Raw genomic sequence first — 15,206 nt, forward strand, 5'->3', positions numbered from 1 at the left:
GAACAGGCGGCGCGCAGACGGCTGCCCGCGACTGCGCGAAAGGTCAGGAAATGCGATCATGAACGAGATGACCAGGCCCGAGGCGTCGCCCGGTTTCACGAGGCCGGATGCAGCCGCCGACCTCGCCTTGCCCGCCCCTGCACTCGATGCGCCCGGCACCGGCGAAGGGCAGACCCTGATCCATGCGGCGAGCGAAGAGCCCTTCGCCTTCGTGCCGCACACCCCGCCCGAAGACGCCGACGCACTGGTCGCATCCGCGCGCAGCGCCTTCGAACACGGCCCTTGGCGCGCAATGCCCGTGACGGAGCGCGCGGACATCCTTCGGCGGATCAGCGCGCTCGTGCTCGAACACGCCGAGGAGCTTGCCCGGCTGCAGACGCTCGAAACCTCGATCGTGATTTCGCAGTCGCGCGGGATGCACGTCGCGCGCACGGCGGAGAATTTCACCTTCTTCGCCGACCTGCTCGCTGGGCACGCAGGCGAAAGCTACGAGCAATCGGGGCGCTACCTGTCCATCGTCACGCGCGAGCCGGTCGGCGTTGCCGTCCTGATCGCGCCGTGGAACGCGCCGCTGGTGCTCGCCTCGATGAAGCTTGCAGCCGCGATCTCGCTCGGCAACAGCGTGATCGTGAAGCCGTCCGAATACGCCCCGCTCGCCGTGCTGCGGCTGGTCGAACTGGTGCGCCAAGCAGGCGTGCCCGAAGGCGTGGTGCAGGTCGCCTGCGGGACCGGGCCGGACATCGGCAATGCTCTCGTCAGCCATCCGGGTGTCGACGTGGTCGGCTTCATCGGCGGGACCGAGACCGGCAAGCGGATCATGGCGGCGGCGGCGGGGAGCCTGAAGAAAGTGGGGCTCGAACTGGGCGGCAAATCGGCGAACATCGTCCTCGCTTCGGCGGACCAGGAACGCGCGGTCGACGGTTCGCTGATGGGCATTTTCGCCGGAAACGGGGAGCAATGCCTCGCCGGCTCGCGCATCCTCGTCGAGGAGAGCGTGGCGGACGAGTTCATCGCCCGCTTCACCGCGCGCGCCAAGGGATTGAAAGTGGGCGATCCCTTCGATCCGGCTACCGAGATCGGGCCGATGGCGTTCGCCGCGCATTTCGAGAAACTGCTCGCATTCGGCGAGACGGCACATTCGGACCCGGCCTACACCGTCCTTGCGGGAGGCACGCGGGTGGAGGGCATGGACAAGGGCTATTTCTTCGCCCCCACGGTGGTCGAGGCGAGCGACAATGGCTCGGCGCTGTGCCAGACCGAATTGTTCGGGCCTTTCGTCACGATCCAGCGGGTCGCCGATCTCGACGAGGCGCTGGCACTCGCCAACGACAGCGAATACGGCCTTGCCTCCTATATCTGGTCGGACGACCTGCCTTCGGTCATGCGCGCGCGGCGGGTGCTGCGCGCGGGCACGGTGTGGGTCAACACGCCGATGGCGCGCGACCTGCGCTCGCCCTTCGGCGGCTACAAGCAATCGGGCATCGGGCGCGACGGGCTTCCCGGCTCGATCGAACTCTTCACCGAGGAAAAGACGACGCTGATCCCGCAGGAACCGCTCGACCTGCCGAAAATGGGCTGCGCCGGGGAGGATTGAGGCGATGGGCAAGCACGACGTCATGACGCCGGATGTGGAGGAGGCGGGTTTCGGCTTTGCCCCCAATCACGACGAGGCCGCGCGGTTGGGCTTCGTCGGCGCGCTCAAGAAATTCGTCAATTTCGACGTCGAGAACCGGCTCGCTGCGCTGTTCGAGGAGGAACTCGTCCCCGCCGCCGACAAGCCGCCCGAAACCCGCGCCGAGGCCGAGGCGCTGGTCGCCGGCCACCCGCTCTACCAGCTCTGGGGCACGCTCACCTTCCACAGTCAGAACCTGCTGTGGGATGCGGTGCAGGTCACGACCGACCGCACGATCGAGGCGCAGGTAGCGAAATATCGCGCGATCCGCGACAGCAACGCGGCGCAGGGCTCGATCGCCCTTTCCGACGAACTGCTGGTCAAGGCCCCCGTCGCCACCACGGAAATCCACCGCCAGCCCGGCGGCTACTGGCGCGAGAGGCGCGCGGACGATCTCGAGGCGGCGCTCAATTATTCGGGCACGGTCGAGCTTTACCGCATCGCCAAGGGCATGGCCGCCGGGGAAAGCCCGCCCGCCGACAGCTTCGGCCGCTTCGTCGCCGCGGTCGCGCGCAAATACGCGCCCGATCTCGAGCCCAAGGCCGTGCTCGACATGGGCTGCGGCACGGGCGAGCAGACGCTCGCCTACAAGCGCGAATGGCCGGATGCCGAGGTCCACGGGATCGACGTCGCGCGGCCCTTCATCCGCTTCGCCCACGCCTATGCGGAAGATGCAGGCGTCCCGGTCCATTTCGCCGAAATGGATGCGGGCGCGACGCATTACCCGGACGAAAGCTTCGACCTCATCGTGTCGATCATCATGTTCCACGAAACGAGCAAGGCGCAGGCGAGGGACATCATGCGGGAAAGCTGGCGGCTGCTGCGGCCCGGCGGGCTGGTGTGCCATCTCGACGTGCCCTACCAGCCGCACCGCGTCCCGCTCATCAAGCAGGTCACGAACCACTGGCAGGTGCGCCACAATGGCGAACCCTTCTGGAGCGGGTTCGCGGAACTCGATATGAAGGCCGAAGCCATCGCCGCGGGCTTCGATCCCGACACCGCCTTTGCCACCTATGAATCGGTCGGGCCGGCCGCCTACCACTTCTTCGGCGGGCGCAAGCCGGCATGAGCGCCGAAGACAACGGGGCGCCTTTCCCCGAAGGCCCGCGGCCGGGCGAGCGCAACACCACCTTCACCGACGATCCGGTGAAGGAACACCTGCTGCGCGGGCTGGTGACGGTCGCGATGGAACTGTCGGTCACGCGCGAGCGGGTCGCGACGCTGGAGGCGCTGCTGGTCGAAAGCGGCGCGCTCGAAAAGGGCGCGGCGGACGGTTACGAACCCGGCGGCGAGGACGCAGCGAAGCGCGCCGCCGAGCGCGAGAAACTGGTCCAGGCGATCCTTGCCCCGATCATGGAAAGCCTCGCCAAGGGGAGCTGATTACCCGGCGAGCCCGGCCCACTGCCGGTCGAGTTCATAGACCTCGTCGAAGCCGATCAGGCTGCACATCTCAGCGAAGGAGAAGAGTTCGACATCCTCGTGGATGCTGGTGCCCGTTTCCTTCAGCCGCCTCAAAGCGTGAATGCTTGCCGCCGCCGAGGCGAGCGCGGTGGTCGCGGGAAACAGCGCGCCCGCAAAACCCATTTCGGCAAGCGTCGCGGCGGGCAGGATGCGGGTGTTGCCCCCGTCCGCCATGTTGACGATGGCAGGCGCGGGCAGGCGCTCGGCGACGAAGCGCATTTCCTCCTCGTCCCCCAGCGCCTCGGGAAACAGCAGGTCCGCGCCTGCCTTGGCATAGGACTCGAGCCGCCGCAGCATCGAATCCAGTCCCTCGGGCGCCTTCGCGTCCGAGCGTGCGATGATGAGCGGGGGCGTCTCGCCTCTCAGCGCCTCGCGGGCGACGGTGAGGCGCGCGACCATTTCCTCTTGCGGGACCACCTTCTTGCCTTCCGAATGGCCGCAACGCTTGGGGAATTCCTGGTCCTCGAGCTGGATCGCGGCGACCCCCGCCTCCTCGTATCCGCGAACGGTGTGCCGCACGTTGAGCAGCCCGCCATAGCCCGTGTCGGCGTCGGCGATGATCGCCATGCCCTCGCTTGCGCGCACCAGCGTCGACACCCGCTCGAGCATCTGGGTGTAGGTCGCAAGGCCCACGTCCGGCAGCCCGTGGGCCGAGGCGGTGAGCCAGTAGCCGCTCGCGAAGCCGATCTCGAAGCCTGCGCGCCGCGCCAGTTTCGCCGCGATCATGTCGTGCATTCCGGGCGCGACGAAGAATTCGCCCGCTGCAAGCGCGTCGCGCAGGGCCGGTGGCGGGCTGGCGGGGGTGGTGGTCATGGCTTTTTCTACTCCCAGTGCTGGCGCTGAAGGCCGATTGCGCCGGTGAGCGCGAATCGGCGAGGCCGGCCCCCCGATGCGCTCGCCTGTCGGATAGCCGCGCACCGGGCGCTGGTCTTTTCCGGACCTTGGGCGAAGCGAAAGGAATCATGCGCATCGACAAGGTCATCTTCGCGCCCGCGCGCGGCGCGTTCTTCTATGACGATCAGGCGGCGATCCGGGCAGGGCGCGAAATGGACGGCGTGGCCTATCTCGGCGAGCCGCTGACGCCGGGCTTCAAGCGCGTGCGCGAGCCGTCCCGCGCGCTCGGGATCGGGCTGGTGCTCGAAGACGGCGCGGTGGTCTGGGGCGACATGGTGAGCGTCCAGTATTCGGGTGCGGCGGGGCGCGATCCTGTGTTCGATCCGGAGAAGATCGAGGCGGTGTGCCGCGAGCGGCTTCTCCCCCGCCTGATCGGCATGGAAGCGGCGGCGGGGCCGGAGAACTGCGCGTTTGCCTTTGCGCATGAGGGCGAAGCGCGCCTGCCGCTCGCGATCGAATACGGCGCCAGCCAGGCGCTGCTGCGCGCCGCCGCCCATGCGAGGCGCGTGACCGTCGCCGAAGTGGTCGCCGAGGCAATGGGCCTGCCCGCCCCGAGCGAGCCCGTGCCGATCTTCGCCCAGAGCGGGGACGACCGCAGGAACGCCGTCGACACGATGATCCTCAAAGGCGTCGATGTCCTCCCCCACGGCCTCATCAACTCGGCGGAGAAGTTCGGGCCGGACGGGGCAACTTTCATCGACTACGTCCGTTGGGTCGCCGCGCGCACCAGGGCGCTGGGCGAACCGGGTTACACGCCCGTCCTCCATTTCGACGTCTATGGCTGGATCGGCCTTGGCCATTCGACCGAGCCGCGCGCGGTCGCCGAGTTCATCGCCCGGCTCGCCGAGGACATACCCGACCACACGCTCCACATCGAATGCCCGGTCGATTACGGCTCGCGCCAGGCCACCATCGAAAACTATGCCGCAATCGTCGAGACGCTCGATACGCTGACCGACCGGGCGCGCGTGGTCGCGGACGAGCATTGCAACACGCTTGCCGACATCGAAGCCTTCATCGCCGCGCGCGCCGCGCACGTCATCCAGGTCAAGACGCCCGATGTCGGCGACCTCATGGACACCGCCCGCGCGATCCGCGCTGCGCGCGAGGCGGGCATCGGCGCCTATTGCGGCGGGACCAGCGCGGAGACCGACCATTCGGCGCGCGCCTGCGTCCACGTTGCGCTCGCCGCGCGGGCCAGCATGATGCTCGCGAAACCGGGGATGGGCGTGAACGAGGGGCTGACCATCGTCGGCAACGAACAGGCCCGCGCGCTCGCCGAAATCGCGGCGCGCGCCGGCTGAAGCGGGAGCGCCCCTTCCCCAAGCGGCGGGATTGCTCTACACCTTTTGGCTTGTTGGGATCGCAGGTCGGATGCGACCGGCCTCAAGGCCGCGCGCAGGGGAACAGGCGATAGATGGAAAGAGGCGTACCGATCAGGGCAATCAGCCGCGGGCTCGCGGTGCTGGCCGCGATCAACCGCGACGGGCCGATCTCGATGATGGGCATCGCCCGCGCGGCGGAGGTTCCCTACCCCACCGCCTGCCGCATCGTGCAGACGCTCCAGCACGAAGGGCTCATCGAAAAGGAACCGGCAAGAAAGCGCTACCGCGTGACATCGCTGGTCAAGACGCTTTCGACCGGCTTCCAGAACGAAGACCAGCTCGTCGCTGCAGGCCGCGACCATATCGAGGCGCTGTGCAAGGATGTCGGCTGGCCGATCTCACTCGTCACCCGCGTCGGCACGCGCATGATGGTGCGCGATTCCACCCACAAGATGACCTCGCTCACCTTCTCGCACTATTACCCCGGCTACACCCTCCCGATCGCCGAATGCGCCACCGGCAAGGTCTATCTCGCCTTCTGCGACGAGGAGGAGCGCAGCGCCATCGTCGAAGGCTGGAAGGCGATCGAGACCGAAGCCTCGAACATGGGCCTGCTGCTGCTGAGCGACGACTATATGCTCCAGAAGATCCGCCGCGAAGGCTATGCGCTGCAGGTGCGCAACGTCTACAACGCCGATCCGGGCAAGACCTCGAGCATCGCGGTGCCGCTGTTCGATGGCGAGGACCGGCTGATCGGGGCGCTGGGCCTCATCTATTTCGTCAGCGCGATGAGCGCGAACGAGGCGGCGGAGAAATACCTCGCGCCTCTTCAGGCGACCGCGCGCGCGATCCGGGGCAGCCTGCAAGAGCTTTCCGGCGGCGCGCCGGGCGCAGCCGAAGCCGCGGAATAGGCGCGCTCAGGCCGGTTCGCGCACCAGCGAGGCGGCGGCGTGCTCGCCCGCGAGCCGTCCCAGCGTCGTCGCGGTCAGCAGGCCATTGCCCGCGAGGTATCCATCCGCCCCCGGCCCCGAAATCCCGCGCGCCGCGCCGCCGCCCGCGTAGAGATTGGGGAAAGGTTGGCCCGAGGCGCGCATTACCCGCGCATGGCCGTCGACCTCGAGCCCGCCCTGCGTATGGAACAGCGCGCCCGTCACCCGTACCGCGTAGAACGGCGCTTCGAGCGGGGCCTTGCCCGCGAAGCTCCGACCGAAACGATCGCGCTCTTCGCTTTCGATCAGGCGGTGCGTTTCGGCCACGCTTGCCTCCAGCCCGGCCGCGTCGATCCCTGCCTTTTCGGCAAGCTCGGCAAGGCTGTCCGCGCGCATCAGGCACCCGGCCGCGCGCGCCTGCTGGTAGTCGTCGAACTGGCACATGATCTCGTGCCGGCGTTCATCGTAGATGCTCCAGGCGACATGGCCTTCCTGCCGCAGCACCTCGACCGCCTGCTCGGAATAGCCCGAAGCCTCGTTGGCGAAGCGCTCTCCGGCGCGGTTCACCTGTATCCCGCCCTCGGCGATCAGCGGCCACAGGATCGGGATGCCGTATCCCGCGGCGAGCCCTGCGTGCCCCTGGTAGGCGGAAAGGTCGGCCATTGCCGCGCCCATCTCGCGGCCCCAGGCAATCGCATCGCCCTTGTTGCCCGGATGGCCGTGAAAGGTCGCGTGTTCGAGTTCGGGGATGAGCTCGGAAACCATCGCCTGATTGCCCGCGAAGCCGCAGCAGGCGAGGATCACGGCATCGCACCCGATCACGTCGCGCGCGCCGTCGGGCCGTGTGGCGGCAATGGCGATCACCCGGTCCTCGGCGTTGACATAGAGCGTATCGACGAGGCTGTCGGTCAGGATGTCGACGCCCGCATCCTCGCAGGCGCTCGCCAGCGCGCCCATCAGTTCGGAGCCGGAGCGCGACGGCATCCCGTGCATTCTCAGAGCGGAATGGCCGGGATAGGTGAAGCCTTCGACGAGGCTGAGACCGATGCCGTGGCTTTCGACCAGCCAGTCGACCGTGCGCGCGGATTCGCGGGTGAGGCGCTCGACCAGTGCGGTGTCCACCGCGCCTTTCGTCTTGGCGACGATGTCGGCGGCGAATTGCTCGGGGGAGTCTTCAACGCCCTTGGCGCGCTGGATGCGGCTCCCGGCGGCGGGGATGAGGCCGGTCGACATCGCGGTGGTGCCCATCGGCTGGCCGTCGCGCTCGACCACCAGCACATCGGCCCCCGCATCGCGCACGGCGAGCGCCGCGGTGAGGCCCGTGCCGCCGCCGCCGATCACGATGACGGGAATGTGGGCGATGGTCTCCACGCTGTCGGTGCGGATCACGCGGGTTTCGGTCATACGTGTTCCTCCTCGAAGGTCAGGACAGGCTTGATCACCGCGCCGCTCGCCGCATCGGCAAAGGCGCGGGCGATCTCGGCGAAGGGATAGGTGGCGATCAGGCGATCGACCGGCAGGTCGCCTCCGCCGTGATAGGCGAACAGGCGCGGCAGGAAGGTTTCGGGGACAGCGTCGCCCTCGATCACGCCGACGATCCGCTTGGTCAGGAAGTCGACCCCGCCCGGATGGGACACGGGCTCCTCGAAGGCACCGGGCAGGGTCAGCACGCCAAGCGTCCCGCCCGAATGGAGCGCACCGAGCGCGGCCTCGAAGGTCGCCTGCTTGCCCGCCGTATCGAGCGCGGCGGTGGCGCCGCCACCGGTGAGCTCGACCACCTGCGCGCTCCAGCCCGCATCGGACCCGTCGAAAGCGTGGCTCGCCCCCAGCGACAGCGCTAGCTCGCGCCGCGCGGCGAGCGGCTCGACCACGATCACCGGATCGCAGCCCATGATCCGCCCGGCCATGATCGCAGCACACCCGACCGCGCCCACGCCAATCACCAGCAACGGACGGCCGGGCAGCGCGCCCAGCTGGTTGAACACCGCCCCCGCCCCGGTCTGGATCCCGCAGCCGAAAGGCGCTGCGATGGGCGCGTCGAGCCAGTCGGGGAGCTTCACGCAATTGCGCTCGGTCGCAAGCGCATGGGTGGCAAAGCAGCTCTGCTGGAAGAAAGCGCCCTGCACAGGCGTGCCGTCGGGCCGGGTGAGCGACGGTTGCGCCCGCGCGCCTTCGAGATTGAGCGCGATCCCGTCGAAGCAATAGGCCGGCCGCCCCCCGGTGCAATTGGGGCAGGCCCCGCAATATCCGAAACTTGCCGCGACCCGGTCGCCTTTCTTCAGCCGCGTCACAGCCTTGCCGGTCGCAATCACCGTCCCCGCGCCCTCGTGGCCGAGCACGCGCGGCTCGGTGCTCCACGCGCCCACGCCGAGGTCGGTGTGGCAGATGCCCGCCGCCTCGACGCGCAGCACGACCTCGTCCGGGAGCGGATCGGCGAGCATCAGCTCCTCGATCACCGGGACCGCGCCGCCGCCCGGACTTATCGCCGCCCTGATAGCGCGCGGCATCAGGCGGCGCGTCCTGTCACGCGAAGATCGCCTCGATTTCGCCGAGCACGCCCGCATCCTCGATGGTCGGCGGCACCTTGGGCTCCTCGCGGTCGGCGATCTCGCGGATCGTCTTCCTCAGGATCTTGCCCGAGCGGGTCTTGGGCAGGCGGGTGAGCACATGGACCCGCTTGAACGCGGCGACCGGGCCGATCACGGAGCGCACGGCAGCGATCAGCTCGGCGGCGAGCTCCTCCTCCGCCATGTCCGCGCCCGCCTTGAGCACGACGAAGCCGACGGGAACCTGCCCCTTCAATTCGTCCGCCATGCCGATCACCGCGCATTCGGCGACCGCCGGATGGGCGACCAGCACTTCCTCCATCGCGGAAGAGGACAGACGGTGGCCCGCGACGTTTATCACGTCGTCGATCCGGGCCATGATGTGGAGATAGCCGTCCTCGTCGATGAAGCCGCTGTCGCCGGTGAGGTAGCAACCGGGAAAGCGCTCGAAATAGGCCGCGCGAAACCGGTCGGGCGCGTTCCACAGGCCGGGAGTGAAGCCGGGCGGGAGCGGCAGGCGCGCGACGATCGCGCCGGTGGTTCCGACAGGCACCTCCTCGCCCTCCTCGTCGAGGCAGGCGAGATCCCAGCCGGGCATTGCCACGGTCGAGGAACCGGGCTTGATCGGCATCAGCTCGATACCCGCCGGGTTCGCGGTGATCGCGCTGCCCGTCTCGGTCTGCCACCAGTGGTCGATGACGGGGACACCGAGCAGCTCGCTCGTCCATTCGAGCGTGGCCGGATCGGTCCGCTCTCCGGCGAGGAAGACGGTCCTGAGGTTCGACAGGTCCGCGGCCTTCGCGAATTCGCCCTGCGGGTCGACCTGCTTGATCGCGCGCATCGCGGTGGGCGCTGTGAAGAAGCTGCGCACGCGGTGCTTTTCGATGATCCGCCAGAACACGCCCGCGTCCGGCGTGCCGACCGGCTTGCCCTCGAAGATGACGCTGGGGTTACGGTTCAGCAGCGGCGCGTAGCAGATGTAGCTGTGCCCCACGACCCAGCCGACATCGCTCGCCGCCCAGAAGGCTTCGCCCGGCGGGCAGGCATAGATGCCGGTCATGCTCCACAGCAGCGTCACGAGATGCCCGCCGGTGTCGCGCACGATCCCCTTGGGCGCGCCGGTGGTGCCCGAGGTGTAGAGGATGTAGAGCGGATCGGTCGCCGCCACGGGCACGCATTCGGCAGGCTCGGCGCTGGCGCAAACCGCGTCCCAGTCATGCTCGCCGACCCTGAGGTCGGCCCGGTGTTGCTCGCGCTGCCAGTAGATGCAGGCATCCGGACGATGCGCCGCAATGCCGAGCGCCTCGCGCAAAATCGGCTGGTAGGGCAGCACTTTCGCCCCCTCGATCCCGCAGCTCGCCGCGAGCACCACCTTGGGCGCGGCATCGTCGATCCGGCTCGCCAGTTCGCGCGCCGCGAAGCCGCCGAAGACGACCGAATGGACCGCGCCGATCCGCGCGCAGGCGAGCATCGCGATCACGGCTTGCGGAGAGTTCGGCATATAGACGAGCACCCGGTCGCCCTTTTCAACGCCCATCGCCCGCATCGCCCCGCCCAATCGCGCGGTCGCGTCCTTCAGGTCGGCGAATGTGAGAGTGCGCGAGGTTCCCGTCACCGGGCTTTCGTAAAGCAGCGCGGGATCGCTGCCATGCCCCGCCTCGACATGGCGGTCGACGCAATTGTGGCAGGCGTTGATCTCGCCGCCGACGAACCAGCGCGGGATCGGCTGCGCGTCGTCATCCTCGGGTCGGCCCAGCACCCGGTCCCAGCGCCGGTGCCAGTCGAGCCGTTCGGCCTGCTCGGCCCAGAAGGCTTCGGGCTCGGCGATCGAACGGGCGTGAATCTTTGCGTAGGACGGCGGCTTGGTCATTTCCCTCTCCTTATCCGTGGCTCCTTTTGCACAAGGCCGCCGCGCCCGCCATTATCCGTTGGGCGAATAGTGCGCGCAGCCCCCTGCCGCCGGACGGGGGTGTGCTGGTAGCTTCCGCCACGAAGACAAGGAGATCGGCGCAAGGCATGGACGACAAACCCGCAATCGACGTTCCCGAAACGCTCGGCGAAGAGATCGGCGGGCCGGGCAAGGCCTATTTCGACGATGTCGTGATCGACAATATCCTCGATGCGCTGCTCGAACTTTCGGCTGCGGTGTGGACCTATCACGACCGCGTCAACGTGCTCGAGACCGTGCTTGCCGAAAAGGGCATCGAGGTATCGGACGCGATCGAGGCGCACGTTCCTTCGGCCGAGGAAATCGCCCGGCGCGAGAAGGAACGCATGGCGCTGGTCGACCGCGTGTTCGGCGCCTTCCTGCGCCGTCCCACCCCGCGCGGACCCGCGCCGCTCGCGACCCCATCCGAGTCAGGCCCATCCGAGTCAGGCCCATCCGAGTCAGGCCCGACCGAGACAGGAGACGAGACATGAACCGAGGCATGATCGGGGTCACACCCCGCCCCACCACGCTCGCCGATGAAAGCTATCTCGAATTCATCACCTCGTTCCGGCGGCTCGCGATCCAGCAGATGTTTCCCAAGGTCGCCGAACACGGCGAGGTGCGGCTCGCGCAGGCGATGGAAAGCGGCGCCGTCAAGGCCGAGAACGGAACCGTGCCGCTCGAGGAAATCCAGCGCATCTTCGGCGAAAACCCGGTGACGCCCACTTTCCAGCGTTTCGTGCGCACACAGCAGGAAATGATGTGGCGGCGCACCCGCGAAAGCTTCGTGCGCGATGCCGACAGCCTGATGGCATGGATGGAGGAAGCCGCGGCGAAAGCGCCCGAGCGGCTCCATATCGACCCCGATTTCACGCCGCCCGAATACACCCGCCGCGAAATCCACTGCCAGCCGGGCGGCTACACCGACGATCCGCTGGGCGGCGTCGTCTATCACTACGGGACCAAGGTCTTCTACGAGGGCTTCAACGACCAGGACGAGCTTCACGCCGAACTGGTCGAGCGCGCCACCCCGCCCGCCGATGGCAAGGTCGAACGCGTGCTCGACATCGGCTGTTCCATCGGGCAGGCGACGACGCTGCTGAAGGACCGCTTCCCAGAGGCCGAGGTGTGGGGTCTCGATGTCGGCGAGCCGATGATCCGCTATGCCCACGCCCGCGCGCTCGACCACGGCAAGGAAGTCCATTTCAAGCAGGCTCTGGCCGAGGACACGGGCTTCGATGCGGACAGCTTCGACATGGTGCTGAGCTACATCGTCTTTCACGAAGTGCCGGTGCAGAAAATGCGGGAAATCCTCGCCGAGACCTACCGCGTGCTGCGCCCCGGCGGGACGTTCACGATCTACGAATTCCCCAGCAACGACAAGGGACAGGTCAGCGCCTCGACCCGCTTCCTCGTCGACTATGACAGCCGCAACAATTGCGAGCCCTATTCGCCCGATTTCGTCGCTGCCGATTTCCGCGGGATCATTGCCGAAGCGGGCTTCGAGGTCGCTGACGGGCCGGGCCTGAGCAACACCTTCCTGCAGTCGATCGTCGCGACCAAGCCGGCCTGAGCGTCACGCCAGTTCGCAGCGCGCCGGGTCGTAGCTGAAGATGCCGAGCGCGTCTTCGTTCTGGGGCGGATTGTCGCGCAGCGCATAGGGGTCGAGCGCCTGCAGCCGGTCGCCGCCGAGATTGCTTTCGGACTGCAGGAAAGAGGCGCGAGCGATCCGGGCCGCCTCGTAAAGCCGCAGCGCCTCGCCCGGGTCCGCAGGGGCGGCGGCGAAGCAGCGCCCCAGCACCACCGCGTCCTCGATCGTCGAGCTTGCCCCCTGCCCCATGTAAGGCAGCATCGGATGCGCCGCATCGCCCAAGAGGGCGATGCGCCCGCTCACCCAACTCGCCAGCGGCTCGCGCACGAACAGGCCCCAGCGATAGAGCGCGTCGGCGGGAATCGCGTCGATGACCTCGCGCACGTAGCCGGTCCAGCCGTCGAACAGCGCGGCGAGTTCATGCGGGGCGGCGCGGGCGTTCCAGCTCTCCTCGGCCCATTCGTCGGAGCGGGTCAGCGCGACCATGTTGACGAGCGCGCGCCCGCGCACCGGGTAGGTGACGAGGTTCCTTCCGGGGCCGATGTGATTGACGCTGGCAGGCTCGCTCGCGCGCTGCGGCAGCCGCTCCGCCGGGATCAGCGCGCGCCACGCGACATGGCCGGAAAAGCGCGGGCTCGCAGCGTCGAACAGCATCCCGCGCACCGCCGAGCGCAACCCGTCGGCGGCGATCGCCACGTCGGCCTCGGCCTCGCGCCCGTCCTCGAAGGCAAGCCGCACGCAGGGCGCATCCTGCTCGATCCGCTCAAGGCCCGCGCCCATCACGCAATCGCCGCCGAAAGCCTCGATCAGCCCGGCGAGGAGGTCCGCGCGGTGCATCTGGTAATAGGCCCCGCCATAGGTCCCGCGCGTCCTGCGGCGGTCGTAGCGCAGCAATTCCTCGCCGGTCTGCCAGTGGAACAGGAACTGGTCGAGCGGCTCGTTCGCGTGCGCCTCGAGGAAAGCGCCGAGGCCCAGCGCCTCCAGCCCCTTGACCGCATTGGGGCTCAGGGAAATCCCCGCCCCGACTTCGCCGAAGGCTTCCGCGCGCTCGTAGATGACAGGGTCGAAACCGGCCTGTCGCAGCGCGATCCCCGCGGTCAGCCCGCCGACCCCGCCGCCGATGATCGCGATCCTCACAGGCCGAGCGCCCCGGGATTGAGGATGCCGTGCGGGTCGAGCCGCTGCTTGAGATCGCGCAGCAGCCGCCCCGCCTCGCCCTCGCGCGTTTCGGCATAGGGATAGAGCCGCCCGAGCTGGAAATGCGTGGCCCCGTGCGCGCGCATCAGCAGGACGATCTGCCCGACCATTTCGCGCACCAGCGCGCGCGCCTCGGGATTGTCGGGGTATTCCTGCGCGATGCCGCCCAGATAAGCGGGCGTGCGGCGCTTGTGATAGAGCATCGCGCTGTCGGGCCAGTAGAACACGGGTTCGTACAGCGTCCCCGCCCCCGCGACTCCGGCGAAGAATTCGGCCAGCGTCACGCCCGCCGCCTCCATCCGCGCGGCGAAATCGCCTTTCAGCGCGAGGTAATCGCGGTGGAATTCGGCGATCCGGCTGTCGGCGAGCACCCCGTGGATCGGCAGCAGCCGCCGCCCGTCCGGATGCGTCACCGGAAGCTCGGGAAAAGGCGTCGCGCGCGTCGCCAAGGGCACGGTGTTGACGATCTCGCGCGCCTTCCCCGCCAGCGCCCGGATCGCCGAAAGGCGGCTGCGGATTTCCAGCGCGTCGCGCCCCTCGACCACGAAATGCACGGTGTAGAGCGCGCCTTCGAGAAAGCGCCGCCCGCCAAGGGCAATCCGGGCCATGCGCGACAAAGCGCTCGGCACGCTCCCCGCCGAACGGCCGATCCGCAGCAGCGCCTTCACGTCTTCCCTGAGGTTCGGCGGCCCGGCGTTCTGGCGCGCGACTTCGGCGTCCATCGCGATGATCTCGCTCGCCAGCCGCCGCAGCCGCACTTCGCGCAGCAGGTCCGCCATCACCTCGAAACTGTCGACCGCAAAGGAAACCCCGTCGACCTTCTGCGGGCGCGGTTCGATCTCGAGCGTGGCGGCGGTCTTGATCCCCAGCGCGCCCGCGTCGTTTGCGAAGATGCCGGTGAGGTCGGGTCCGAAATTGCGATTGAACGGCCCGGTCCCGGTGCTCCCGTCGGAGCCGGTGTGCACCACCTCGCCGGTGCCGGTGACGATCTCGAAGCTCTTGACCGCATTGGCCGAAGCCCCCGCCTCGCCCGATCCGAACGTCACCGAGCCCTGGCTGAGCGAACCGCCGATGGTCGCCGTGCGCCCCGACATCGGCCCCCAGAAGCGCGCCCTCATGCCGTGCGCGGCAAGCGCCTCGTCGAGCGCGGCCCAGGTGCAGCCCGCCTCGACGGTCACGTTGCCGTCCGCCGCATCAATGCTGCGGATCGCGGCAAGGTGCGAAAAATCGAGCACGACCGAACGGCCTGCCCGCGGCTGGAAGGCGTCGGTGTAGCTCATCCCCCCGCCGCGCGGGGCGATCGCGACGCCCTGCGCGGCGCACCAGCGCACCAGTTCGCTCACCGCTTCGGTCGATCCCGGCGAGACCACCGCCAGCGGCAGCGCGCCTTCGAAGAACAGGTCCTGCACCGCGAAACGGCGTTCTTCCTCGCGCGCTTCGACCGCTTCGGCCCCGAGCAGCGCCTCCAGCCCGGCGACGAGCACGTCCGCGTCGGGCACGCCTGCACCGGGCGCATCGTCGGGTGCTGGGGCAGGGGCGGATGCATTCATGCCGCCTATCGTTAGCCCTCGCCCCAATCCCGGCGAGGAGCCGCGCCGCAATCTCCACCCTTCGGATATATCGCCGCATTCCCATGCGCGCTTGCGCTGCTGCGCTAGGCC

Annotated in this window: 13 protein-coding genes; 7 read left to right on the forward strand and 6 right to left on the reverse strand. The window is 68.5% G+C overall.

Annotated features, from left to right (window positions below):
- The first annotated feature begins 58 nt into the window (after nt 1-58).
- The 3 genes from G9473_RS07700 to G9473_RS07710 are packed head-to-tail and all read left to right on the forward strand — an operon-like array spanning nt 59 to nt 3,052.
- Nucleotides 59-1,594, forward strand: a complete 1,536-nt coding sequence (locus G9473_RS07700; RefSeq protein WP_291138048.1) for an aldehyde dehydrogenase family protein — start codon at nt 59-61, stop codon at nt 1,592-1,594.
- A gap of 4 nt (nt 1,595-1,598) precedes the next feature.
- Nucleotides 1,599-2,741, forward strand: a complete 1,143-nt coding sequence (locus tag G9473_RS07705) for a methyltransferase domain-containing protein (RefSeq protein ID WP_291138051.1) — start codon at nt 1,599-1,601, stop codon at nt 2,739-2,741.
- On the forward strand, nt 2,738-3,052 hold the full coding sequence (locus tag G9473_RS07710; RefSeq protein ID WP_291138054.1) for a hypothetical protein: 315 nt from the start codon (nt 2,738-2,740) through the stop codon (nt 3,050-3,052). Before G9473_RS07705 ends, G9473_RS07710 begins: the two co-directional genes overlap by 4 nt.
- Here the strand turns inward: G9473_RS07710 and G9473_RS07715 are convergent, their stop codons facing one another.
- Nucleotides 3,053-3,946, reverse strand: coding sequence for an isocitrate lyase/PEP mutase family protein (locus G9473_RS07715; RefSeq protein WP_291138057.1), 894 nt, complete (start codon nt 3,944-3,946; stop codon nt 3,053-3,055). It abuts the gene before it with no gap.
- A gap of 149 nt (nt 3,947-4,095) precedes the next feature.
- Between G9473_RS07715 and G9473_RS07720 the strand changes: the two genes are divergently transcribed.
- Together G9473_RS07720 and G9473_RS07725 are read left to right on the forward strand one after the other, a co-directional pair.
- Entirely contained in the window at nt 4,096-5,331 is a 1,236-nt protein-coding gene (locus G9473_RS07720; protein ID WP_291138060.1) for a methylaspartate ammonia-lyase, read from the forward strand.
- A 113-nt stretch (nt 5,332-5,444) separates the two neighbouring features.
- Nucleotides 5,445-6,263: an IclR family transcriptional regulator C-terminal domain-containing protein gene (locus G9473_RS07725; RefSeq protein ID WP_291138062.1), complete on the forward strand. Its 819-nt coding sequence runs from the start codon at nt 5,445-5,447 to the stop codon at nt 6,261-6,263.
- A 6-nt stretch (nt 6,264-6,269) separates the two neighbouring features.
- Here G9473_RS07725 and G9473_RS07730 read toward each other — a convergent pair whose 3' ends face one another.
- From G9473_RS07730 to G9473_RS07740, 3 genes are read right to left on the reverse strand one after another with little or no spacing between them, the layout of a single operon-like run.
- Nucleotides 6,270-7,685 carry an FAD-dependent oxidoreductase gene (locus G9473_RS07730; RefSeq protein WP_291138065.1) on the reverse strand — a complete coding sequence of 472 codons (1,416 nt, stop codon included), beginning with the start codon at nt 7,683-7,685 and terminating at the stop codon, nt 6,270-6,272.
- Entirely contained in the window at nt 7,682-8,788 is a 1,107-nt protein-coding gene (locus G9473_RS07735) for an NAD(P)-dependent alcohol dehydrogenase (RefSeq protein WP_291138067.1), read from the reverse strand. The genes G9473_RS07730 and G9473_RS07735 overlap by 4 nt, the downstream gene beginning before the upstream one ends.
- Nucleotides 8,789-8,804: 16 nt before the next feature.
- Entirely contained in the window at nt 8,805-10,697 is a 1,893-nt protein-coding gene (locus G9473_RS07740) for an AMP-binding protein (RefSeq protein ID WP_291138070.1), read from the reverse strand.
- Between the two features lie 146 nt (nt 10,698-10,843).
- On the opposite strand from G9473_RS07740, the gene G9473_RS07745 reads away from it, so the two are divergent.
- Both G9473_RS07745 and G9473_RS07750 read left to right on the forward strand, forming a co-directional pair.
- Nucleotides 10,844-11,248: a hypothetical protein gene (locus G9473_RS07745; protein ID WP_291138073.1), complete on the forward strand. Its 405-nt coding sequence runs from the start codon at nt 10,844-10,846 to the stop codon at nt 11,246-11,248.
- Nucleotides 11,245-12,330: a class I SAM-dependent methyltransferase gene (locus G9473_RS07750; protein ID WP_291138076.1), complete on the forward strand. Its 1,086-nt coding sequence runs from the start codon at nt 11,245-11,247 to the stop codon at nt 12,328-12,330. Before G9473_RS07745 ends, G9473_RS07750 begins: the two co-directional genes overlap by 4 nt.
- A 3-nt stretch (nt 12,331-12,333) precedes the next feature.
- On the opposite strand, the gene G9473_RS07755 is transcribed toward G9473_RS07750, so the two are convergent.
- Together G9473_RS07755 and G9473_RS07760 are read right to left on the reverse strand one after the other, a co-directional pair.
- Nucleotides 12,334-13,485, reverse strand: a complete 1,152-nt coding sequence (locus G9473_RS07755) for an FAD-dependent monooxygenase (protein ID WP_291138079.1) — start codon at nt 13,483-13,485, stop codon at nt 12,334-12,336.
- Entirely contained in the window at nt 13,482-15,095 is a 1,614-nt protein-coding gene (locus G9473_RS07760; RefSeq protein ID WP_291138081.1) for an FAD-binding oxidoreductase, read from the reverse strand. Before G9473_RS07760 ends, G9473_RS07755 begins: the two co-directional genes overlap by 4 nt.
- Between the last annotated feature and the right edge of the window lie 111 nt (nt 15,096-15,206).

The organism is Erythrobacter sp., from assembly GCF_011765465.1.
Lineage (GTDB): Bacteria > Pseudomonadota > Alphaproteobacteria > Sphingomonadales > Sphingomonadaceae > Erythrobacter.